At 63.8% G+C, this 20,706-nt stretch carries 25 protein-coding genes and 1 tRNA gene; 7 read left to right on the top strand and 19 right to left on the bottom strand.

All coding sequences use genetic code 11. The annotated features are described in order from the left end of the window. The 4 genes from ACFPOU_RS06960 to ACFPOU_RS06945 all read right to left on the bottom strand — a co-directional run. On the bottom strand, positions 1–907 hold a 907-nt coding region (locus tag ACFPOU_RS06960), incomplete at its 3' end, for an NAD(P)H-dependent flavin oxidoreductase (protein WP_379718645.1). A gap of 83 nt (positions 908–990) precedes the next feature. Next, entirely contained in the window at positions 991–1,941 is a 951-nt protein-coding gene (locus tag ACFPOU_RS06955; protein WP_379718642.1) for an MBL fold metallo-hydrolase, read from the bottom strand. Between the two features lie 25 nt (positions 1,942–1,966). Further along, complete coding sequence (locus tag ACFPOU_RS06950; protein WP_379718640.1) at positions 1,967–2,170, bottom strand: DUF1289 domain-containing protein; 204 nt, start codon at positions 2,168–2,170, stop codon at positions 1,967–1,969. Then, the gene (locus tag ACFPOU_RS06945; RefSeq protein ID WP_379718637.1) at positions 2,167–2,601 is read right to left on the bottom strand and encodes a thioesterase family protein; all 435 of its coding nucleotides are present in this window, start codon (positions 2,599–2,601) and stop codon (positions 2,167–2,169) included. The genes ACFPOU_RS06950 and ACFPOU_RS06945 overlap by 4 nt, the downstream gene beginning before the upstream one ends. Before the next feature lie 141 nt (positions 2,602–2,742). Here ACFPOU_RS06945 and ACFPOU_RS06940 point away from each other — a divergent pair, with 141 nt between their 5' ends. Continuing rightward, positions 2,743–3,156, top strand: a complete 414-nt coding sequence (locus ACFPOU_RS06940; protein WP_379719020.1) for a CopG family transcriptional regulator — start codon at positions 2,743–2,745, stop codon at positions 3,154–3,156. A 38-nt stretch (positions 3,157–3,194) separates the two neighbouring features. Further along, on the top strand, positions 3,195–4,295 hold the full coding sequence (locus ACFPOU_RS06935) for an extracellular catalytic domain type 1 short-chain-length polyhydroxyalkanoate depolymerase (RefSeq protein ID WP_379718634.1): 1,101 nt from the start codon (positions 3,195–3,197) through the stop codon (positions 4,293–4,295). Between the two features lie 40 nt (positions 4,296–4,335). Here the strand turns inward: ACFPOU_RS06935 and ACFPOU_RS06930 are convergent, their stop codons facing one another. Beyond that, positions 4,336–4,533, bottom strand: coding sequence for a cysteine-rich CWC family protein (locus ACFPOU_RS06930; RefSeq protein ID WP_379718632.1), 198 nt, complete (start codon positions 4,531–4,533; stop codon positions 4,336–4,338). A 170-nt stretch (positions 4,534–4,703) separates the two neighbouring features. Between ACFPOU_RS06930 and argB the strand changes: the two genes are divergently transcribed. Together argB and ACFPOU_RS06920 are read left to right on the top strand one after the other, a co-directional pair. Continuing rightward, positions 4,704–5,633 (top strand): acetylglutamate kinase, encoded by a 930-nt coding sequence (gene argB, locus ACFPOU_RS06925; protein ID WP_379718629.1) that lies wholly within the window; start codon positions 4,704–4,706, stop codon positions 5,631–5,633. A 40-nt stretch (positions 5,634–5,673) separates the two neighbouring features. Beyond that, a tRNA-Thr gene (locus ACFPOU_RS06920) sits at positions 5,674–5,748 on the top strand. Positions 5,749–5,770: 22 nt separating this feature from the next. Here the strand turns inward: ACFPOU_RS06920 and ACFPOU_RS06915 are convergent. Next, positions 5,771–6,655 carry a TraB/GumN family protein gene (locus tag ACFPOU_RS06915; protein WP_379718626.1) on the bottom strand — a complete coding sequence of 295 codons (885 nt, stop codon included), beginning with the start codon at positions 6,653–6,655 and terminating at the stop codon, positions 5,771–5,773. Between the two features lie 27 nt (positions 6,656–6,682). Here ACFPOU_RS06915 and ACFPOU_RS06910 point away from each other — a divergent pair, with 27 nt between their 5' ends. Genes ACFPOU_RS06910 through pabB form a run of 3 tightly spaced genes read left to right on the top strand, consistent with a single transcriptional unit; the run spans position 6,683 to position 9,873 of the window. Continuing rightward, entirely contained in the window at positions 6,683–7,423 is a 741-nt protein-coding gene (locus ACFPOU_RS06910; RefSeq protein ID WP_379718623.1) for a pyrimidine 5'-nucleotidase, read from the top strand. A gap of 30 nt (positions 7,424–7,453) precedes the next feature. Then, positions 7,454–8,032: a nucleoid occlusion factor SlmA gene (gene slmA / locus ACFPOU_RS06905; protein WP_379718620.1), complete on the top strand. Its 579-nt coding sequence runs from the start codon at positions 7,454–7,456 to the stop codon at positions 8,030–8,032. 8 nt (positions 8,033–8,040) lie between these two features. Then, entirely contained in the window at positions 8,041–9,873 is a 1,833-nt protein-coding gene (gene pabB, locus ACFPOU_RS06900; RefSeq protein WP_379718617.1) for an aminodeoxychorismate synthase component I, read from the top strand. A gap of 21 nt (positions 9,874–9,894) precedes the next feature. Here the strand turns inward: pabB and ACFPOU_RS06895 are convergent, their stop codons facing one another. From ACFPOU_RS06895 to ACFPOU_RS06835, 13 genes are all read right to left on the bottom strand, one after another. Continuing rightward, positions 9,895–10,482: a glutathione peroxidase gene (locus ACFPOU_RS06895; protein ID WP_379718614.1), complete on the bottom strand. Its 588-nt coding sequence runs from the start codon at positions 10,480–10,482 to the stop codon at positions 9,895–9,897. Between the two features lie 17 nt (positions 10,483–10,499). Next, positions 10,500–10,922 carry a CoA-binding protein gene (locus ACFPOU_RS06890; protein WP_379718611.1) on the bottom strand — a complete coding sequence of 141 codons (423 nt, stop codon included), beginning with the start codon at positions 10,920–10,922 and terminating at the stop codon, positions 10,500–10,502. Positions 10,923–11,302: 380 nt separating this feature from the next. Continuing rightward, the gene (locus tag ACFPOU_RS06885) at positions 11,303–11,725 is read right to left on the bottom strand and encodes a F0F1 ATP synthase subunit epsilon (RefSeq protein WP_379718609.1); all 423 of its coding nucleotides are present in this window, start codon (positions 11,723–11,725) and stop codon (positions 11,303–11,305) included. Between the two features lie 28 nt (positions 11,726–11,753). Next, the gene (gene atpD, locus ACFPOU_RS06880; protein WP_379718606.1) at positions 11,754–13,157 is read right to left on the bottom strand and encodes a F0F1 ATP synthase subunit beta; all 1,404 of its coding nucleotides are present in this window, start codon (positions 13,155–13,157) and stop codon (positions 11,754–11,756) included. A 32-nt stretch (positions 13,158–13,189) separates the two neighbouring features. Further along, positions 13,190–14,065, bottom strand: coding sequence for a F0F1 ATP synthase subunit gamma (atpG, locus tag ACFPOU_RS06875; protein ID WP_379718604.1), 876 nt, complete (start codon positions 14,063–14,065; stop codon positions 13,190–13,192). Positions 14,066–14,132: 67 nt separating this feature from the next. Next, the gene (gene atpA, locus ACFPOU_RS06870; RefSeq protein WP_379718601.1) at positions 14,133–15,674 is read right to left on the bottom strand and encodes a F0F1 ATP synthase subunit alpha; all 1,542 of its coding nucleotides are present in this window, start codon (positions 15,672–15,674) and stop codon (positions 14,133–14,135) included. A gap of 84 nt (positions 15,675–15,758) precedes the next feature. Continuing rightward, on the bottom strand, positions 15,759–16,292 hold the full coding sequence (locus ACFPOU_RS06865; RefSeq protein ID WP_379718598.1) for a F0F1 ATP synthase subunit delta: 534 nt from the start codon (positions 16,290–16,292) through the stop codon (positions 15,759–15,761). A 2-nt stretch (positions 16,293–16,294) separates the two neighbouring features. Next, positions 16,295–16,765: a F0F1 ATP synthase subunit B gene (locus ACFPOU_RS06860; RefSeq protein WP_379718595.1), complete on the bottom strand. Its 471-nt coding sequence runs from the start codon at positions 16,763–16,765 to the stop codon at positions 16,295–16,297. A gap of 73 nt (positions 16,766–16,838) precedes the next feature. Then, positions 16,839–17,084, bottom strand: coding sequence for a F0F1 ATP synthase subunit C (gene atpE, locus ACFPOU_RS06855; RefSeq protein ID WP_325515356.1), 246 nt, complete (start codon positions 17,082–17,084; stop codon positions 16,839–16,841). 90 nt (positions 17,085–17,174) lie between these two features. After that, positions 17,175–18,011 (bottom strand): F0F1 ATP synthase subunit A, encoded by an 837-nt coding sequence (gene atpB, locus ACFPOU_RS06850; protein ID WP_379718592.1) that lies wholly within the window; start codon positions 18,009–18,011, stop codon positions 17,175–17,177. Position 18,012: 1 nt separating this feature from the next. Then, positions 18,013–18,351, bottom strand: a complete 339-nt coding sequence (locus tag ACFPOU_RS06845; RefSeq protein WP_379718589.1) for an ATP synthase subunit I — start codon at positions 18,349–18,351, stop codon at positions 18,013–18,015. 657 nt (positions 18,352–19,008) lie between these two features. Next, positions 19,009–19,878 carry a ParB/RepB/Spo0J family partition protein gene (locus tag ACFPOU_RS06840; RefSeq protein WP_379718587.1) on the bottom strand — a complete coding sequence of 290 codons (870 nt, stop codon included), beginning with the start codon at positions 19,876–19,878 and terminating at the stop codon, positions 19,009–19,011. A gap of 30 nt (positions 19,879–19,908) precedes the next feature. After that, positions 19,909–20,679, bottom strand: coding sequence for a ParA family protein (locus ACFPOU_RS06835; RefSeq protein ID WP_379718584.1), 771 nt, complete (start codon positions 20,677–20,679; stop codon positions 19,909–19,911). Between the last annotated feature and the right edge of the window lie 27 nt (positions 20,680–20,706).

Raw genomic sequence — 20,706 nt, 5'->3', positions numbered from 1 at the left:
CCATCTCGGCCACCGTCGGCACGTCATGCATCAGGCCCACGCCCTGGCCCGCGCCCCAGATATCGCGCCAGGCCTTGGCTTTCGAGCCGCCGTCGCCGAAGCTCATCTTGCTCTTGTCCGATTCCGGCAGCGCCTCCGGATCCAGGCCCGCGTTGACGATCGATTTCTTCAGGTAGTTGCCGTGCACGCCCGTGAACAAATTCGTGTAGACCACGTCGGCCGCGCTCGACTCGACGATCGCGTCGCGGTATTCGTCGCTGACGTTCGATTCTTTCGTGGCCAGCCAGCGCGAGCCGATGTAGGCGAAATCGGCGCCCATGGCCTGGGCGGCCAGGATGGCGTCGCCGGTGGCGATCGATCCCGACAGGGCGATCGGACCGTCGAAGAATTTACGCACTTCGCCCACCAGTGCAAATGGCGACAGGGCGCCGGCATGGCCGCCGGCGCCGGCCGCCACCAGGATCAGGCCGTCGACGCCGGCTTCCAGCGCCTTCTGCGCGTGGCGGATCGAGACCACGTCGTGCAGCACGATGCCGCCATAGCTGTGCACGGCATCGAGCATCGCTTTCGGCGGCGCGCGCAGGGAAGAGATAATGATCGGCACCTGGTGCTGCACGCAGACGTCGACATCGTGCTCGAGGCGCGTGTTCGAGGCGTGCACGATCTGGTTCACGGCGATCGGGCCGATCTTCGCGCCCGGGTTGGCGGCGGCGTAGTCGGCCAGTTCCTTCTGCAGGTCGGTCAGCCAGGTATCGAGCAGCTCGGCCGGGCGGGCATTCAGGGCCGGGAAGGATCCGACGATCCCCGCCTTGCACTGGGCCGCGACGAGGGCCGGACCGCTGGCGATGAACATCGGCGAGGCGATCACGGGTAAGGAAAGGTCTTGCAGTACGGTTGGCAGCGTCATGGGCGGCTTTCGGCGTGGATTGATCGGCGTCGTCGATTATAGGGTCAAAAAAGCACGATCGTGCTAGATCGATGGCTCTAAATTCACCGGTCGACGAGATAATCGCCCTCGATGCCGGCGGCCTGGGCGCGGACCAGGGCGGCGATGGCCCAGTTGGCGAGGCTGAGATAGGGGTCGCGTACCGGTTCCGAGGCGCCGCCGTGCGACGCTGCGTCGAACGCGCGCTCATTGGCCATGGACGCCATGTCGATGCAGCGCATGGCGCTGCCCACCACCGGAATGGCTGCCAGCAGCCCCGGCACTTCCTGCAACCGGATCCGCTGGCGTTCGAGCAGCAGGAACTTGACCAGCACCTTGACCGCATTTTCCGCATTGCGCCTGGGGTCGGCCGCCAAGTAATCGAGCCGCGAATAAGCACGCCGCAAGGCTCCGGCCACATCGGCAAACATCCGCCCATGCCCGGGAATGACCACCCGCGCATCGAGCGCGGCGATCAGGTCGAGCGTCGCGCGCGCCTCGAGGAAACCGGATTCGCCGTCGAGCTCCGGAAAAATCACGCCAAAGCCATTTTCCCAGAGCGCATCGCCCGAAATCAAGATGCCCTCGGCTGGACAAAACAGCAACAAGGCATGCGGATCGTGCCCGGGCGCGCCCAGCACCTCCCATGCCATCGCGCCCAGCTCCAGCCTTTGCCCTGGCTGCAACAGCGCATCGAAGCTGAAGCGTGTGCATTGCTGGCCGGTCGCGCGGAAAGAGAGCGCTTCCTCGTCCCAGGCGGCGACCTTGCCGGCCTCCAGCCTCGGGATGGCCGTATGGCAGCCGTACGCGGCCTGCAGAGCGGCATTCCCGCCGCAATGGTCCGAATGCAAATGGGTATTCAAAAGGCGATCCAGCGGCTGGCTGCCAAGCGCGTGGCGCACCAGCGCCAGCGTTTGCGGCGCGTGCGTCAGGTAGCCGCTGTCGACCAGCGCCGTCTCGCTGCCTGTAAACAAAACATTGTTCGAAGACAGCCAGCCGCGCTCGAACAGGCGCATCGTGGCGGGCAGGCGCGGCGCCAGGTCAGCCAAAATCGAGGTCCGCTTCACGGCGCCGGATGTCAAGCCAGATCGCGCGCTTGAGCTCGTCGCCGGCACTGCCCCAGGCAACGATCTCGTCGATCGTGCGCAGGCAGCCGCGGCACAGGCCCGTTGTCTGGTCCATCTCGCACAGGTTGATGCAGGGCGAAGGGACCGGGGTTTGCAGTTCGGGCGGCGCCAGGTTCATGCCGCCTCTCCATGCGCCTGACGCTTATCCGCAACACGCCGATTGAAGCGTTCGACATCGATCACGCAGCGCTCGTGGGTGCCCTCGCAGACGCGTTCCCGCTCGTCCCAGGCTTGTACCTCGAAGCGCACGCGCCGGCCCTGGACCTCGGTCACCTCGCCCTCGATGCGCAGCGTCATGCCGGGCGGCGTCGGCGCCAGGTGCCGGAAACTGACCATCGTGCCCAGGCTCTGTTCGCGCGGCCAGTCGAGGAAAGGACGCATCCCGTGCACGCAGGCCAGTTCCATCATGCCGACCAGGTAGCCGGTGGCCAGCACCTCGGGCATGTCGAGGCAGAACGCGGTGTCGTGGTAGAGCTGGGGAACGGTGGCGCGCGCGGGCACCGTGTACTGCCACGCGAAGCGCAAGCCGGGTTGTAATTCTGGACTCATGGAGAAAGAGATTACCCGATTCAATCAAATCGCGCTTGACCTTGGAACCCAAGCGCGTAGACTTGGCGTTCTGCGAAACCATCCATGTGGATGGTAAGAGGATGGTTTGAAAGGATGGTGTAAGCAATGCGGAGCCAAATGATGACTGTTAACGAAGTCAAACCGAAGCTGGCTGACACGGAAAAGATCACGATCAACCTGGGCATGATCGACCTGGGCCAGATCGACCTGCTGGTCAGCGAAGGGTTTTACAGCAACCGTACCGACCTGATCCGCACGGCCATCCGCAATCAGCTCAATACGCACGCGGACGTGGTCCGGCAAACCGTTGCCCGCCGCAGCCTGGTGCTGGGGTTGCACCATTATTCCCGGGCCGACCTGGAAGCGGCGCAGCAAGCCGGTATCCGCCTGCAGATCCAGGTGCTCGGCATGGCCAGCATCGCCAGCGACGTCACGGTCGAACTGGCCCTGGCCACCATCGAATCGATTTCGGTCCTCGGCGCGCTGCATGCAAGCACCGCCATCAAGGCCGCATTGGCAGAGCGCATCAAATAAGCGCACAAAAAGGAAGCCAAATGAAACTGAATTTAAATATGAACAACAAACTATTCGCGCAAATGCGTGCCGCTAGCCGCAACCTGGTCAAGAAGCCCCCGCTCGACACCAACAAGGTGATCCAGGACGCGCTGAAGAACGCCTCGGCCATGACGCAGGCGGCGCAAGCCCAGATGAGCGGCTTCTCGCAAGCCAATGGCATGCAGCACCTGCGCACGCCGTCGGAGGTGCCGGACATGCTCGCCGAACTGAGCCGCACCTTCGGCCATGGCGGCGCCGCCGCCAACGAGCCGGCCGTGCTGCTGCCCGGTACCTTCAGCGACGGCAGCTTCAGCAACCGCGCCGGTACCCGCAGCTATAAGCTGTATGTGCCGAGCTCCTATCAGGCAGACAAGCCGGCAGCCCTGGTCGTGATGCTGCATGGCTGCACCCAGGATCCGGACGATTTTGCCAGCGGCACGCAAATGAACGCGCTGGCCGAGGAGACCGGCTGCCTCGTCGTGTATCCGGCACAATCGCGCCAGGCCAATTCCTCGCGCTGCTGGAACTGGTTCAGCGACGTCGACCAGAAGCGTGACCAGGGCGAGCCTTCGATCATCGCCGGCATCACGCGCGAGATCATGGACCGGCACAGCATCGACCCGGCCCAGGTGTATGTGGCCGGCCTGTCGGCCGGCGGCGCCATGGCCACCATCATGGGCACGCTCTACCCGGAGCTGTACGCGGCCGTCGGCGTGCACTCGGGCCTGCCTTACGCCTCGGCCCACGACCTGCCCTCGGCCCTGGCCGCCATGCAGGGCCAGCTCCAGCGCCAGAACAAGCCCGGCAAGGCGATCCCGATCATCGTCTTCCACGGCGACCAGGACCATACCGTGCACCCGACCAATGGCGACGAGCTGATGGTGCATGCGCGCGACGCCGCCGCGATCATGGCGGTCGAGCCGGGCCGGGTGCCGGACGGCCATACCTACACCCGCACCATGCACAAGCATGCCGACGGCAAGGTCCATGGCGAGCACTGGGTCATCCACGGTGCAGGCCATGCCTGGTCGGGCGGCAGCGCCCGCGGCAGCTATACCGACGGCAAGGGACCGGATGCGAGCCGCGAAATGCTGCGCTTTTTCGCCACGCACCGTTGAGCGGCCACCGGCGGCGCTCGGACGCCGCTGCCGGCGCCGCTCAAGCGCCGACCTGTTTTTCGCCAGGCAGGTCGGCGGTCGCGGCAATATGCGCGCGCAGGCAGGCCGGGCACCAGCAGGCGGCATGCGCACCCGGCAGCGGCACCACGGCAGGCAGTTCGGTGCACCAGCACGGTCCTGGCGCAGCATCGGCCATGGCACAGCCAAAGGCGGCGCCGCAACGGCTGCATTGGCTCATGGCGCAGCCTTGCGACAGCAATTATTCGTCATGTGTAATATCGTAGTGGCATTCATCGGCAGCGATCCTGACCCGGTCACACGATAAAATACAACAAATGCGACCCAGAATGCCTACAAGGGCGCCCGTGTTGCCTGTAAAATCTCCGCCACATTCATTTCGGACTCCCCATGAACGCTCACGTGACCAGCTTGAAAACCGAGGAACCATCGAGTGACCTGACCGCGGTTTCGCCGCAGATCAAGGCGCAGATCCTGGCCGAGGCGCTTCCTTATATCCGCAACTTCCATGGCAAGACGATTGTCATCAAGTACGGCGGCAATGCCATGACCGACGAACGCCTGAAGCACGGCTTCGCGCGCGACGTCATCCTGCTGAAACTGGTCGGCATGAACCCGGTCGTGGTGCACGGCGGCGGTCCCCAGATCGACAACGCCCTGAAGAAAATCGGCAAGCAGGGCAGCTTCGTGCAGGGCATGCGCATCACCGACGAAGAAACCATGGAAGTGGTCGAGTGGGTACTGGGCGGCGAAGTGCAGCAGGACATCGTCATGCTGATCAACCACTACGGCGGCCAGGCTGTCGGCCTGACCGGCAAGGACGGCGGCCTGATCCGCGCACGCAAGATGAGCATGCCGGACAAGGAAAAGCCGGGCGAATTCGTCGACATCGGTTTTGTCGGCGAAATCGAGGCGATCAATCCGGCGGTCGTCAAGGCGCTGCAGGACGACGCCTTCATTCCGATTATCTCTCCGATCGGCTTTGGCCAGGACGGGCAAGCCTATAACATCAATGCCGACGTCGTGGCCGGCAAGATCGCGGAAATCCTGAAGGCGGAAAAACTGATCATGATGACCAACATCGCCGGCGTGCAGGACAAGGCCGGCAATCTGGTGACGGACTTGTCGGCGCGTGAAATCGACGAGATGTTCGAAGACGGCACGATCTCGGGCGGCATGCTGCCGAAGATCTCGTCGGCGCTCGACGCGGCGAAGTCCGGCGTGAACACCGTGCACATCATCGATGGCCGCATCGAGCACTCTTTGTTGCTGGAAGTCTTGACCGAACAGGCTTTTGGCACTATGATCCGCTCGCACTAAATAAATCTCGTGGCGGCGTCCATGCCGCCATGCCAGTACCGCCCTTTTAGCTCAGTGGTAGAGCACTCCCTTGGTAAGGGAGAGGCCACGTGTTCAATCCACGTAAAGGGCACCATCTCCCCCGCAGCGCACTGGCCTCAATATATCCGTTCCACCTGCATGCCGCGCTGGCGCAACAGCACCGGTACGCCGCCCTTTCCCAGCAAGTGCATCAAGCCGATCGCGGCCACCGCATTGTCGTCGCGCGCCAGCAGCGCGGCCAGTCGTTCGGCCATCGGCCCGTTGCGTTCGTCCAGCACGATCTCGCGCACGAACTTGCCGCTGACGCTGTCGTCGCTGTCGATGCGCGCGGCGATGCGCTCGAGCGCCTGCCGGTCGGCGCGCTCGTAGGCCTCGAACAGTTCGCGCGCCTCGCGCAGCTGGCGCCCCGACGCCATGTGGGCCAGGGTTTCTTCGAGCAGGTCCCATTGCATCGCGAGCGGCAGCCGGTCCAGCAGCGCCGCCTGGTACTCGCTTGACTCCAGCTCGGCGATGCGGGCCTTGCCGCGCGCCAGGCCGGCCAGGTGCGCATCCACGCCGAAGGCCGGGTCGTAGCCCAGTCGGGCCAGGTCGCGCACCGTCAGCATCGTCGCCAACATCCAGGGTTTCAACTGCATCACGGCGGCCAGGTCGACACCTTGCTGCTTCAAGGCCGCCTCCAGGCGCCGGCGTCGCTCGCCGGGCAGGCCCGCATAGCCCGGGCTGCCGGCCGCGAACACGCCATGCCGGGCAAAAGCTGCCTGCACGGCGCCGGGGTCGCGCGCCGTATCGACTTCCAGCGCCAGCGTGGGCGCGGCCGCGACGGCCTTGGCGATGTGCGGCTCGAGCGGGTAGTAGTCGGGTTTGCCCGCGTGGATGGTTCCATACAGGTACAAGGTATGGCCATGGCCGCTGACCTTGAACAGCGCACCGCGTTCGGCGGCCAGCACCTGGCACGCCATGAGAGCGAAGCTGAAGAAGGCCACTATAATCGGACGTCGCATCCATCTCTCCTGTTCAGTAAAAAAACCGTGCCACATCCTATCCCCGCCTCTCCGGTCTGGCTATTTGACCTCGATAACACCCTGCACGACGCATCGCACGCGATTTTCCCGGCCATCAGCGCCAACATGAACACGTATATCGCGCGCGTGCTCGACGATGGCGTGACGCCGGTGACCCGGGCCCAGGTCGATGCCGCGCGCCTGGGCTACTGGAAGAAATATGGCGCCACCCTGCTCGGCATGATGCGCCACCACGGGGTCATCGCGGCCGATTTCCTGCGCGAGACGCACCAGCTGCACGACTTGCGCGCGATGATGCGCGCCGAGACCGGCCTGGGCCGGCTGCTGCAGCGCCTGCCCGGCAAGAAAATCCTGTTGACGAATGCGCCGCGCGCGTATTCGACGCATGTGATGCGCCACCTGAACCTGGGGCGCCATTTCGCACACCACATCGCGATCGAGCAGATGCAGGTGCACGGCCGGCTGCGCCCGAAACCGTCGAAGCTGATGCTCGCTCGCCTGCTGCGCCGCCATGGCGTGGCCGCGCGCGATTGCATCCTGGTCGAGGACACGCTGGCGAACCTGAAGAGCGCCAAGCAGCTGGGCCTGCGCACCGTGTGGGTGACGCAATACCTGCGCCGCAGCCACCCTGGCGCGCCGGTGCCGGCCCGGCCGCGCATGCTGATTTCTCCTCACTACGTCGATGTCAAAGTAAAATCCGTGCGGCAGTTGCCGAAGCGGCTGCAGCGGCTCTGCCCATCTACCTGATGACTCGACCAATTCTTCTTTCGGAATCCCATGGCAAGCACCAAGCCAGGCCAGCGTAAGTTGCAAATCCTCCAGGCCCTGGCGGCCATGCTCGAGCAGCCGAAAGGTGAAAAAATCACCACCGCCGCGCTGGCGGCGCGCCTGTCCGTGTCGGAAGCGGCGCTCTACCGCCACTTCGCCAGCAAGGCGCAGATGTTCGAGGGGCTGATCGAGTCCATCGAGGCCAGCGTGTTCGGCGTCATCAACCAGATCACGGACCGGGAAGAACGCGGCCTCGACCAGCTGCAGGCGATCCTGCAGATGCTGCTCGCCTTTGCCGCGAACAATCCGGGCATGACGCGCGTATTGATCGGCGACGCGCTGGTGGGCGAGGATGAACGCCTGCAACTGCGCATGAACAGTTTTTATGACCGCGTCGAGCTGGCCTGCAAGGGCGCCCTGCGCCTGGCCGCCAGCCAGGGCCACGGCATCGAGGACGACGTCGCCGCGCGCGCCAGCCTGCTGGTCAGTTATGTGACCGGACGCTGGCACCGCTACGCCAAGAGCGGCTTTCGCCAGCACCCCGCCGACGCGACGGGCGTACAATTGTCGCTCCTGTTGGCCGCCTGACGTTCACCATGCACAGTGTCTTTGCACTGCTCGACGATGCGAGCGCGGAAGGTCACGCGCAGGCACGCTCGCGCCTGTACACGGGCCATGCCGGCACCCTCGCCTGCCTCGACGGCGCCGGCTGGGAAGGCGTGCTGCAGGCGCTGCAGGACGCCCTGGCCCGCGGCCTGTACGCCGTGCCCCTGCTGACCTACGAGCTCGGGGCGCACCTGCTCGGCATCCCGAGCAAGCCCCTGCCCGGGCCGCTGGCCCAGGTGCTGCTGTTCGAGCGCTGCGAACTGCTCGGCGCCGACGAGGCCCGGGCCTGGGTCACGGCGCGCGCGGCCCATGACTCGCCGGCCGGCGTGGCCGGCATCCACGCCAGTGTCGACCAGGCGCGTTTCGTGGACGCCATCGACCGCATCCGCGACTACATCGCCGCCGGCGACACCTACCAGGTCAATTACACCTACCGCCTGCGCTTCGACGCCTTCGGTTCGGTGTTCGCCTTGTACGCGCGCCTGCGCGCGCGCCAGCCGGTGCCCTACGGCGCCCTGGTCGGCCTGCCCGACGGCGGCGCGCTGCTGTCGTTCTCGCCGGAGCTGTTCGTGCGGCATGCGGGAGAGACCCTGCTGGCGCGCCCGATGAAGGGCACCGCGCCGGCCAGCGACGACCCGGACACCGATGCCGCGCGCGCCGCCGCGCTCGCGCACGACCCCAAGAACCGGGCCGAGAACCTGATGATCGTCGACCTGCTGCGCAACGATCTCGGGCGCGTGGCGCAGACCGGCAGCGTCACCGTCCCGAAACTGTTCGAGGTCACGCGCTTCGGCGCCGTGCTGCAGATGACCTCCACGGTGCAGGCACGCTTGCGCGACGACGCGACCCTGGCCGAGGTGTTCGCGGCCCTCTACCCGTGCGGCTCGATCACGGGCGCGCCCAAGCGCAGAACGATGGAAATCATCGATGAACTCGAACCCGACCCGCGCGGCATCTATACGGGCGCGATCGGCTGGTTCGATCCGCCGGGCGATGGGCGCGCCTTCGGCGACTTTTGCCTGTCGGTGCCGATCCGTACGCTGGCGCTGGCGCCGGGAGAGGGCGTGCGCCGCGGCGAGCTCGGAGTCGGCGCCGGCATCGTCTTCGACAGCGACCCGGTGGGCGAGTTTGCCGAATGCCAGCTGAAAGCGCGGTTCCTGACCGGGCTGCCGAACGAGTTCGACCTGTTCGAGACGATCAAGGCCTCGTGGCACGACGGTCCGCGCCACCTCGACCTGCACTTGGCGAGAATGGGCGCGTCGGCCGCCTACTTCGGCCGGCCCTTCGACGCGGCGGCGGCGCGCACGCTGGTCGTCGACGCCTGCCTTGCCCTGCCGCCGCAGGCGGGCGTGCACCGCCTGCGCCTGGCGCTGGCGGCAAACGGCGGCCTGACCGCCACGTCGGCCCCGCTGGCGCCCTTGCACGCGCCGGTGCGCGTGGTTCTGGCCGACACGCCGACGCAGTCGAACGACGTCTTCCTGCGCCATAAGACGTCGATCCGGTCGCGCTACGACGCGGCCTGGCGCGCGGCCGAAGCGGCAGGCGCCTTCGACGCCCTGTTCTTCAACGAGCGCGGGGAATTGACGGAAGGGGGACGCAGCAACGTGTTCGTGCGCCTGGAGGGCCGCTGGTATACGCCACCGCTGTCCTGCGGCCTGCTGCCGGGCGTGATGCGTACGATCATGCTGGGCGCGCCGGGCTGGGATGCGCAGGAACGCGTGATCACGCGCGCGATGCTCGAACGCGCCGAAGGCGTCGTGGTGTGCAATGCGCTGCGCGGGCCGCTGCTGGCGATCGTGGAAAAGCGCGGCGGCGGGAACTGAAGCGGCCGCGGCGCCCGAGGTCTACAGCGCCGCTTCGATCTTGCCGAGCAGTTGCGCGTCTTCCGGCGTGATCTTGCTCGGGAAGTGCTCGATCACCTTGCCGTCGCGGCCGATCAGGTATTTCGTGAAATTCCACTTCGGCTCCTTGCCGGTTTGCTGCGCCAGCGCCGCATGCAGCGGGTTGGCCTTGGCACCGGTCACGGGCGTGGGTGCGAACATCGGGAACTTCACGCCATAGGTGTTGTAGCACAGGTCGGCGATTTCCTTGGTGCTGGCCGCTTCCTGTTTAAAATCGTTCGACGGGAAGCCGAGGACCACCAGGCCGCGCGGGCCGTATTTCGCGTACAGCTTTTCCAGGCCCTCGTACTGCTTGGTGTAACCGCAGTAGCTGGCCGTGTTCACGACCAGCACCACCTTGCCGGCGTACTGGCACAGGTCCTGCGGCGCTTCGTCCTGCAAGCGTCTGAAACTTTGTTTCAGCAGGGCCGGACAGGCGGCCGGGGCCGCGCTTGCGGCGGCCTGCGGGCGCGGCGGCGCCACCGCGGTCGGCTGGGCATGGACCGAGGCCACGGCGGCCAGCAGGGAAAGGGACAAGACGGTTTTCAGCATGATGGGTCCAGGTTGGATCAGCCGTTGAGCTGGCGGTGTTCGATTTTCAGGCAGTGGTTCATCACGACATCCAGGCCGGCGGCGCGGGCCATGTCGGCGGCGGCCTGGTGCTCGATCTCGAGCTGCATCCACAGGCAGCCGGCGCGCACCGCGATGGCATCGCGCGCAATGGGCGGAATGTCCTGCGACTTGCGAAAGCAATCGACGATGTCGATGCGCTGGCCGCTCGGGGCCAGGGCGTCGGCCGCTTCCTGCAAGGTGGCGTGGACGCGCTCGCCGAGGATCTCCTGGCCGGCATAGGCCGGGTTCACCGGCAGGATGCGGTAGCCTTGACCCTGCAGGTATTCGGCCACGCCGAAGCTGGGCCGCTCGGGCTTGGCGGAGAGGCCGACGACGGCGATGGTTTTGCTGTCTTGCAGGATTTGGGCAATCGTTCTCATGGTCGCATGGAGGTAGCTGGTCTTGCTAGCTTAACAGGTTTGTTTGCCGCGCCGGGTTTGCGTGAACCCGCCCGCCTGTGAAAAGATGGCGCTTTCCCTTGTTGCGGACTCCTCCATGAAAATCGCGCCGCGCGCCGGGCCAGGCGATCCCATCGCGGGCGCGACATCGCCTACGCGGGCCGGTCGCGCACATCGCCAGCCACCGCGACCATGCGGACAAGACCGTGTGGCCGGGAGCGCACCTGTACCGCTACGTGCAGAGCGGATATTTCCACAAGCAAGTCGCGCTGCGCTTGCGACAGCAGCCAGCGGCGCGCCGGACGCGTCCATAAAAAAAGGCAGGGCCGCAGCCCTGCCTTTCTTGCTCACCGCTTGAAGAATCAGCGACCGCGCGAACGCAAGCGCTGGATCGCCGCCAGCTGGGCAATCGCCGAGGCCAGTTCGGCCTGCGCTTTCGCGTAGTCGATCTTCGACTCCTGCGACTGCATCAGTTCTTCGGCCGCCTGCTTGGCCGCGGTCGCTTTCGCTTCGTCCAGGTCGCCGCCGCGGATGGCGGTGTCGGCCAGGACCGTCACGCCGTTCGGCTGCACTTCGAGGATACCGCCGGCCACGAAGACGAACTCTTCGCCGCCGTCGGCCTTCTCGATGCGTACCGCACCCGGGCGGATGCGCGTGATCAGCGGGGTGTGCTTCGGGTAGATACCCAGCTCGCCCGCTTCTCCCGGCAACGCGACGAAGGTTGCTTCTCCGGAGAAGATTTGCGCTTCCGCCGAGACCACGTCAACGTGAATTGTGTTTGCCATGTGTGTCCTTCAGGTTGAAGACGCCGACTTAGGCAGCCAGTTTCTTGGCTTTTTCGACCGCTTCTTCGATGGTGCCGACCATGTAGAACGCTTGCTCCGGCAGGTGGTCCAGTTCGCCCGATGCGATCATCTTGAAGCCCTTGATCGTGTCTTTCAGCGAAACGTACTTGCCCGGCGCGCCCGTAAACACTTCAGCGACGTGGAATGGCTGCGACAGGAAACGCTGCATCTTGCGAGCACGTGCAACCAGCAGCTTGTCTTCCGGCGCCAGTTCGTCCATACCCAGAATGGCGATGATGTCGCGCAGTTCCTTGTAGCGCTGCAGGGTGCCCTGGACGGCGCGCGCGGTGTCGTAGTGTTCCTGGCCGACGACGAGCGGGTCGAGCTGGCGCGAGGTCGAGTCGAGCGGGTCGACCGCAGGGTAGATACCGAGCGAGGCGATGTCACGCGACAGAACGACGGTCGAATCGAGGTGGGCGAAGGTGGTCGCCGGCGACGGGTCGGTCAAGTCATCGGCAGGGACGTAGACGGCCTGGATCGAGGTGATCGAACCGGTCTTGGTCGAGGTGATGCGCTCTTGCAGGCGGCCCATCTCTTCGGCCAGGGTAGGCTGGTAACCCACCGCCGACGGCATACGGCCCAGCAGTGCCGAGACTTCGGTACCGGCCAGGGTGAAGCGGTAAATGTTGTCGACGAAGAACAGAACGTCTTTACCCTCATCGCGGAAGGCTTCGGCCATGGTCAGGCCGGTCAGCGCGACGCGAAGGCGGTTGCCTGGCGGTTCGTTCATCTGGCCGTAGACCATCGCGACTTTCGAGTTTTCAGGCGTTTCCAGGTCGACGACCTTGGCGTCCGCCATCTCGTGGTAGAAGTCGTTGCCTTCGCGGGTACGCTCACCGACGCCGGCGAACACGGACAGACCCGAGTGCGCCTTGGCGATGTTGTTGATCAGTTCCATCATGTTGACGGTCTTGCCGACGCCGGCGCCGCCGAACAGGCCGACCTTGCCGCCCTTGGCGAACGGGCAGACCAGGTCGATGACCTTGATGCCGGTTTCGAGCAGGTCTTGCGATGGCGACAGCTCATCGTAGGCAGGCGCGGTGCGGTGGATCGATGCCATGCGCGCGTTGCTGACCGGGCCGCATTCGTCGATCGGATTGCCCAGCACGTCCATGATGCGGCCGAGCGTTGCGACGCCGACCGGCACCATGATCGGGGCGCCGGTGTTCTGGATCATCATGCCGCGACGCAGGCCTTCGGAGCTGCCCAGCGCAATGGTACGGACGATGCCGTCGCCGAGCTGCTGTTGTACTTCCAGGGTCAGTTCGGAGCCTGCCATTTTCAGTGCGTCGAAAACTTTCGGCATGGCGTTACGCGGGAATTCCACGTCAACCACTGCGCCGATACACTGAACGATTTTGCCATCAGCCATGTTCGTTCCTTCAGATATGATTAAATTCTTATTTAGACCGCTGCCGCACCGGCGACGATCTCGGAGAGTTCTTTGGTAATCGCTGCCTGGCGGGTCTTGTTATAGATCAGCTTCAGCTCGCCGATGACACTGCCTGCGTTGTCGCTTGCCGCTTTCATCGCGACCATGCGCGCCGACTGCTCGGACGCCAGGTTTTCCGCGACGGCCTGGTAGACCAGGGCCTCGACATAACGCACCAGCAGCTCGTCGATCACGACTTGCGGTTCCGGTTCGTAGATGTAATCCCACGAAATCGATCCGGTTTCCGCTTCCAGGTGCTTGGCCGGCAACGGGAGCAGCTGTTCGATCACCGGTTCCTGCTTCATCGTGTTGATGAACTTGGTGTAGCACAGGTAGACGGCGTCGAGTTGGCCATCCTGGTATGCGTCGAGCATGACCTTGATCGGGCCGATCAGCTTGTCCAGGTGCGGGGTGTCGCCGATTTGCGTCGCATGCGACACGATCGGCACGCCGACGCGGTTCAGGAAGCCGAGGCCCTTGTTGCCGATGGCAACAGCCTCGATACGGCTGCCCGCTGCGTCGAATTCCTTCGACTTGAGCGTCACCTGGCGCAGGATGTTGGTGTTCATGCCGCCGCACAGACCCTTGTCGGTCGTGACGACGATGAAGCCGACAGCTTTTGCCTGCACGTGCTTGGCTTGTGCCATGAACACGTGCGTGTACTCCGGGTTTGCGCCGGCCAGATTGGCGGTGATGTTCCGGATTTTTTCACTGTAGGGACGGGCGGCGCGCATCCGGTCCTGCGCCTTGCGCATTTTCGATGCGGCGACCATTTCCATCGCCTTGGTGATCTTCTTCGTATTCTCTACGCTCTTGATCTTGCCACGAATCTCTTTGCCTACTGCCATGAGTCCTTACTCCTTCCGGTATCCGGCACTGCATTCAACGATGCAGTGCCGGACTATCCATTTTTATTTAAAATGCGCCGGATTTTTTGAAATCAGCAATGGCGGCGGCGAGTGCTGCTTCGGCGTCCTTGTCCAGTTGCTTGGTTTCTTCGATCTTCGACAGGAGCGCAGCCTGCTTGGTCTTCAGGTAGCCGTGCAGGCCAGCTTCGAACGGCAGCACTTTCTTGACTTCGATGTCGTCGAAGTAGCCCTTGTTGACGGCGAACAGCGATGCAGCCATCAGCGAGATCGGCAGCGGCGAGTATTGCGGCTGCTTGAGCAGCTCGGTCACGCGCGCGCCACGGTCGAGCTGCTTGCGGGTCGATTCGTCCAGGTCCGATGCGAACTGCGCGAACGCGGCGAGCTCACGGTACTGCGCCAGGTCGGTACGGATACCGCCCGACAGGTTCTTGATGACCTTGGTCTGGGCGGCGCCACCGACGCGCGACACCGAAATACCGGCGTTGATCGCGGGACGGATACCGGCGTTGAACAGCGAGGTCTCCAGGAAGATCTGGCCGTCGGTAATCGAAATGACGTTGGTCGGCACGAAGGCCGAGACGTCGCCCGCTTGCGTTTCGATGATCGGCAGCGCGGTCAGCGAGCCGGTCTTGCCGGTGACTTCGCCGTTGGTGAAGTGCGACACGTAGTCGGCGTTCACGCGTGCCGCGCGTTCGAGCAGGCGGCTGTGCAGGTAGAACACGTCGCCCGGGTAAGCTTCGCGGCCCGGTGGACGGCGCAGCAGCAGCGAAATCTGGCGGTAGGCGACAGCCTGCTTCGACAGATCGTCGTACACGATCAGGGCGTCCTGGCCGCGGTCGCGGAAGTATTCACCCATCGCGCAGCCGGAATAGGCCGAGATGTATTGCATGGCGGCCGATTCCGATGCGGAAGCGGCGACGACGATCGTGTATTCCATCGCGCCGTGCTGCTCGAGCGAGCGCACGATGTTCTTGATCGTCGAGGCCTTCTGGCCGATCGCGACATACACGCAGGTCACGTTCTGGCCGCGCTGGTTGATGATCGCATCGACGGCCACGGCCGACTTGCCGGTCTGGCGGTCGCCGATGATCAGCTCGCGCTGGCCACGGCCGATCGGCACCATCGCATCGATCGACTTGATGCCGGTCTGCATCGGCTGCGAGACCGATTCGCGCGCAATGACGCCTGGCGCGATCTTTTCGATCGGGGCGGTCAAGGTGGTGGCGATCGGACCCTTGCCGTCGATCGGCTGGCCGAGGGCGTTGACCACGCGGCCACGCAGTTCGGGACCGATCGGCACTTCCAGGATGCGGCCGGTGGTCTTGACGATGTCGCCTTCCGAGATGTGCTCGTATGCACCCAGGATGACCGAACCGACCGAGTCGCGCTCGAGGTTCATGGCCAGGCCGAAGGTGTTGCCCGGGAATTCCAGCATCTCGCCCTGCATCACGTCCGACAGACCGTGGATCCGGCAGATACCGTCGGCGACGGAAATCACCGTGCCTTGATTGCGAACGTCAGCCGAACCTTCGAGGCCCTGGATGCGGCTCTTGATCAGTTCGCTGATTTCAGATGAATTAAGTTGCATGAGTGCTAACTCCTAATAGTTTCTTGATGCGTAGGCAAGGACTGAGATGCCGGCCAGACGTGAAAGTTCGGGTGCGCCGTGCGCTTACGCGACCAGGGCAGCGTGCATCTGCTGCAGCTTGGCGCGTACCGAGGTATCGAGCACTTCATCACCGACCAGCACGCGCACGCCACCGATCAGCGACGGGTCGACGGTGACGGTCGGGTTCAGCTTGCGGCCAAATTTCTTTTCCAGCGCAGCGACCAGCCCGGCCACCTGGGCATCGCTCAGGGCAAACGCGCTGGCGATGTCCGCATCGGCGGCACCGAGCTGGGTATTTTTGAGCACCTGGAACTGCGCGCCGATTTGCGGCAGCAGCGCGATCCGGCCATTTTCAGCCAGCATCGTCAGGAAGTTCGTTGCCTCCGGGGTGACCGGCGCCTTGACCAGCGAGGCCAGGGCGGCGACCAGGTCGGGAGCGGCCAGGTTCGGGTTGGCGGCAAACGCCTGCACATCAGGGTTGGCCCCGACTTGTGCCAGTTCGGACACCAGTTCGGACCAGGCTGCCATGTCGCCTTGTTGGGCGACACGGAACAGCGCTTCGGCGTAGGGACGGGCGACGGTTGCGAGTTCGGCCATGATTACAGCTCGGTCGAGAGTTGCGACAGCAGGGCGGCGTGCGCTTCTGCGTTCACTTCGCGCTTGAGGATCTGCTCGGCGCCTTGCACTGCCAGGGCAGCGACCTGGCCACGCAGTTCTTCGCGCACGCGCGTCACTTGCTGCTCGGCGTCGGCGCGGGCGGCGGCGACGATCCGGGCGGCTTCCTCGGCGGCCGTCTTCTTGGCGTCGTCGATGATCATCTGGGCACGCTTTTCGGCGTCGGCAATGCGCTTCTGGCCTTCGTCGCGGGCACCGGCCAGTTCGGCCTGCACGCGCTTTTCGGCGGCAGCCAGGTCGGCCTTGCCACGGTCGGCGGCGGCCAGCCCATTGGCGATCTTCTCGGCGCGCTCGTCGAGCGCTTTCATCAGCGGAGGCCACACGAATTTCATCGTGAACATCGCGAGGATGAAGAAGACAGCGAACTGGGCAAACAGAGTTGCGTTAAGGTTCACGGTATTTTCCTTCTCACAAAAACGGATGCCGAACCGCGATGGTTCGGCCCTTCATTACCTGAAATGCGTTGTCTTAGCCGGCGACGAACGGGTTCGCGAAAGCGAACAGCATGGCGATACCGACGCCGATCAGGAATGCCGCGTCGATCAGGCCGGCCAGCAGGAACATCTTGGTTTGCAGGGTGTTCATCAGTTCTGGCTGACGTGCAGAAGCTTCGAGGTATTTACCGCCCATGATAGCGATACCGATACAAGCACCGATAGCACCCAGGCCGATGATCAAACCGCAAGCCAGTGCAACAAAAGAAAGGTCAGTCATGATTACTCCAAAAAGTGAATTTAAAAAAAGCTAGATTAAAAACTACTACTTCGTTACTACTACTATTCTGTTCGATGCTAGCTGCGCCGATCAGTGGCCTTCGTGGGCCTGACCGAGGTACACCAGCGTCAGCATCATGAAGATGAATGCCTGCAGGAATACGATCAGGATGTGGAAGATCGCCCAGATCGAGCCGGCAATCACGTGGCCGACGAAACCGAAGACGGTTGCCGCCGAGCCAAGCAAGGCGATCAAGAGGAACAGCAGCTCACCGGCAAACATGTTGCCGAACAGTCGCATACCGAGCGACACCATTTTTGCTGCGTATTCGATGATGTTCAGGAGCAGGTTGAACGGCGCCATGTAGATGCCGAACGGGGCTGCGAACAGTTCGTGGATCCAGCCGCCGAAGCCCTTGATCTTGATGCCGTAGTAAATCATCAGGACCAGCACGCCGAGCGAGATGCCGATGGTGCCGTTCAGGTCGGCGGTCGGCACGACGCGGTGATACGGGAACACGTGCTCGACGCCAAGCCATTTGAAGGCTTCCGAGAACAGGTCGACCGGCAGGAAGTCCAGCGAGTTCATCAGGGCAACCCAGACGAACACGGTCAGGGCTGCCGGGGCGATGAAACTGCGGTCACCGTGGACGATGGACTTGGCCTGGTTGTCGACCATCTCCACGACGATCTCGACGGCAGCCTGGAAACGGCCGGGCACGCCGGCAGTGGCGCGGCGCGCGGCCGTCCACATGAGCAGGCAACCGATCACGCCCATCAGGACCGACCAGAAGATGGTGTCATAGTGGAGGATCGAAAAATCGACCGGTCCATTCTGGTGATGGTTCGACAGGTGACCCAGGTGGTGCTTGATGTACTCTGATGCGGTGGGCGCGTGATTTGCTGCGCCTTCTACGGTTGTCGTCATATCAGTGCCTAAATAGTAAGAATATGTAACTTTTCAGCGACACGACGAACCCGGCGATCAGCGCCAGCCAGTTCAGGTCGTGGTACAGCGTGGCGGTCATCCATAACAGGGCAACCGTCAGGGCAATCTTAATAAATTCCCAGATGAAAAACGTTGCAGGATTAGCCCCGCCCGCCTTTTGCGCGCTGGCGAACAGCCGCGCCGCCATGATGCCGTTGGGCACGACACAACAAATTCCACCGAGTACCGCCGAGAACATCGCAGCCCATCCCCCCAACAGGGCGGCGAGCACGCCGACGACTGCTGTTGCAATTAATTGCAGGGAGACCAGGCGCAACATTTTTATTCTTCTGCCTTGGCCATTTGTAACGAGTTACGGTGTGGTAATTACATGAATCAGCGGGATTATAAGTTCGTTAGTGCATCGGAGTCAAACAATTCCGGCTGTGTTCGGTGTAGGACAGTAGCGCGAAATGTCACACAAATATTGTGTTAAACGCTGATTTTCGCGGTAGTTCGCGGCAAGAGATACAGACGTGGTGACATGGATGACGCCGCCGAATGCGACGGCAGCCGCGTTTTTATGTTGTATTGGAGGAAACGCCCGGCTTGCTGCTATGCGCCGGTTTTATTGCTCGCCGAGCCACATGGACGGCTTGGAGGCTGCTCGGTTTTGGTGCGCGCAGCGGCCCTGCTGGAGGCCATTGTCCACCGGCTGCCCACAGCGTGCACACCCGCTGTCGACATGCTTGTCCACAGGTTTATCCACGGTTCGTTGACCCGATAGCGCCTGCTGTGGCCGGTGTTGCAGGGTGGAGATTGCGGGCGAAGCCCTTGGGCGCCTGCTTTTGAAGCCGGGTGCCGCGATCGCGGCCGGGGAGAGTGAGGACGCGCGTCCGGCGTCGCAGCGTCTTGCCCCCCCTTTTCCACAAGCACCCACATCGATGCGCACAGCCTTGTCCACACGCTTATCCACGGCAGGCAGGCCTTGCGAGGCTCACGCGCGCAATCGCGCCAGCACGCCTTCGAGAATATCGAGATCGGCAAAGTCGATGATCATCTGGCCCTTGCCCTTCGCCCCCATCTTGAATGCGACCGGCGTGGCCAGCTTGTCCGACAGTTCCTCTTCCAGGCGCACGATATCTCCCGGCTTGTCCTTGGCGCGCGGCGCGTTGGCGGAACTGGCCTGCTCCTCCAGTGCACGCGCCACCAGTTTTTCGGTCTCGCGTACCGACAGGCGTTTGGCGACGACGTGGTTGGCGAGCGCAATCTGGCTGGCATTGTCCACTGACAACAGTGCGCGCGCATGGCCCATGTCGATGTCGCCCGCCATCAGCATGGTCTGCACGGGCTGCGCCAGGTTCACCAGGCGCAGCAGGTTCGATACCGCGCTGCGCGACCGGCCGACGGCGGTGGCGGCCTGTTCGTGGGTGAAATCGAAATCCGAGATCAGGCGCGCGATGCCCTGGGCTTCTTCGAGCGGATTCAAGTCTTCGCGCTGGATGTTCTCGATCAGGGCCATTGCCGCGGCAGCCTGGTCGTCGACTTCGCGCACCAGCACCGGGATTTCTTCCAGGCCCGCGAGCTGGGCCGCACGGAAGCGGCGCTCGCCGGCGATGATTTCATAGCGGCCGCCCGCGACCGGACGCACCAGCACCGGCTGCATGATGCCCTGGGTCTTGATCGAGGCGGCCAGCTCGTTCAAGGCCCCCTCGTCCATCCGGGTACGCGGCTGGTATTTGCCCGCCTGCAGCGTCGATAGCGCAAGCGAAGACGGTGCCCCCGGGGCAGCGGGTACGTCGTCCATGTCCCCGCCGAGCAATGCATCGAGACCGCGGCCGAGGCCCTTGAGTTTTTTCGTCGCCATTGTGGATAACTCTCTGTGCTCAGTGATTGATTACATTGTCTTGATGCGTTCGACCATTTCGGCCCCGAACGCGATATAGGCCTGGGCGCCTTTCGAGGACGGATCGAAGTTCACCCCCGGTACGCCATACGAAGGCGCTTCGGCCAGGCGCACGTTGCGCGGGATGATCGTCTTGAAGACCTTGCCGCCGAAATGCTGTTCGAGCTGGGCCGAGACTTGCTGCGACAAGGTCATGCGCGGATCGAACATCACGCGCAGCAAGCCGATGATTTTCAAGTCCGTGTTCAGGTTGGCGTGCACTTTCTTGATCGTGTTGACCAGATCCGACAGGCCCTCGAGTGCGTAGTACTCGCATTGCATCGGGATGATCACGCCGTGCGCGGCGCACAGGCCGTTCAAGGTCAGCATCGACAATGCTGGCGGGCAATCGACCAGGATGAAATCGTAGTCGGCATCGACGCTCGCCAGGGCGTGCTTGAGCCTGCGCTCGCGGTGATCGAGTTCGACCATCTCGACTTCGGCGCCGGCCAGCTCGCGGTTGGCCGGCAGCACGTCGAAGCGCCCCGCCGCCGAGCGCTGGCGCGCATCGGTCACTTCGGCCTCGCCCAGCAGCACCTGGTAGGTGGACGCCTCCAGGGACGCCTTATTGATGCCGGCGCCCATGGTCGCATTGCCCTGCGGGTCGAGGTCGACCAGCAGCACGCGCTGGTCCAGCTTGGCCAGGCCGGCCGCCAGGTTGACGCTGGTGGTCGTCTTGCCGACGCCGCCCTTCTGGTTTGCAACACAAAATATCTTTGCCATCTGTTCTTTCCGGACGCGACAATCAAA

The sequence above is a fragment of the Massilia jejuensis genome (genome assembly GCF_042656795.1).
Classification (GTDB): domain Bacteria; phylum Pseudomonadota; class Gammaproteobacteria; order Burkholderiales; family Burkholderiaceae_D; genus Telluria; species Telluria jejuensis.
This window is presented reverse-complemented; position numbering and strand designations above follow the sequence as displayed.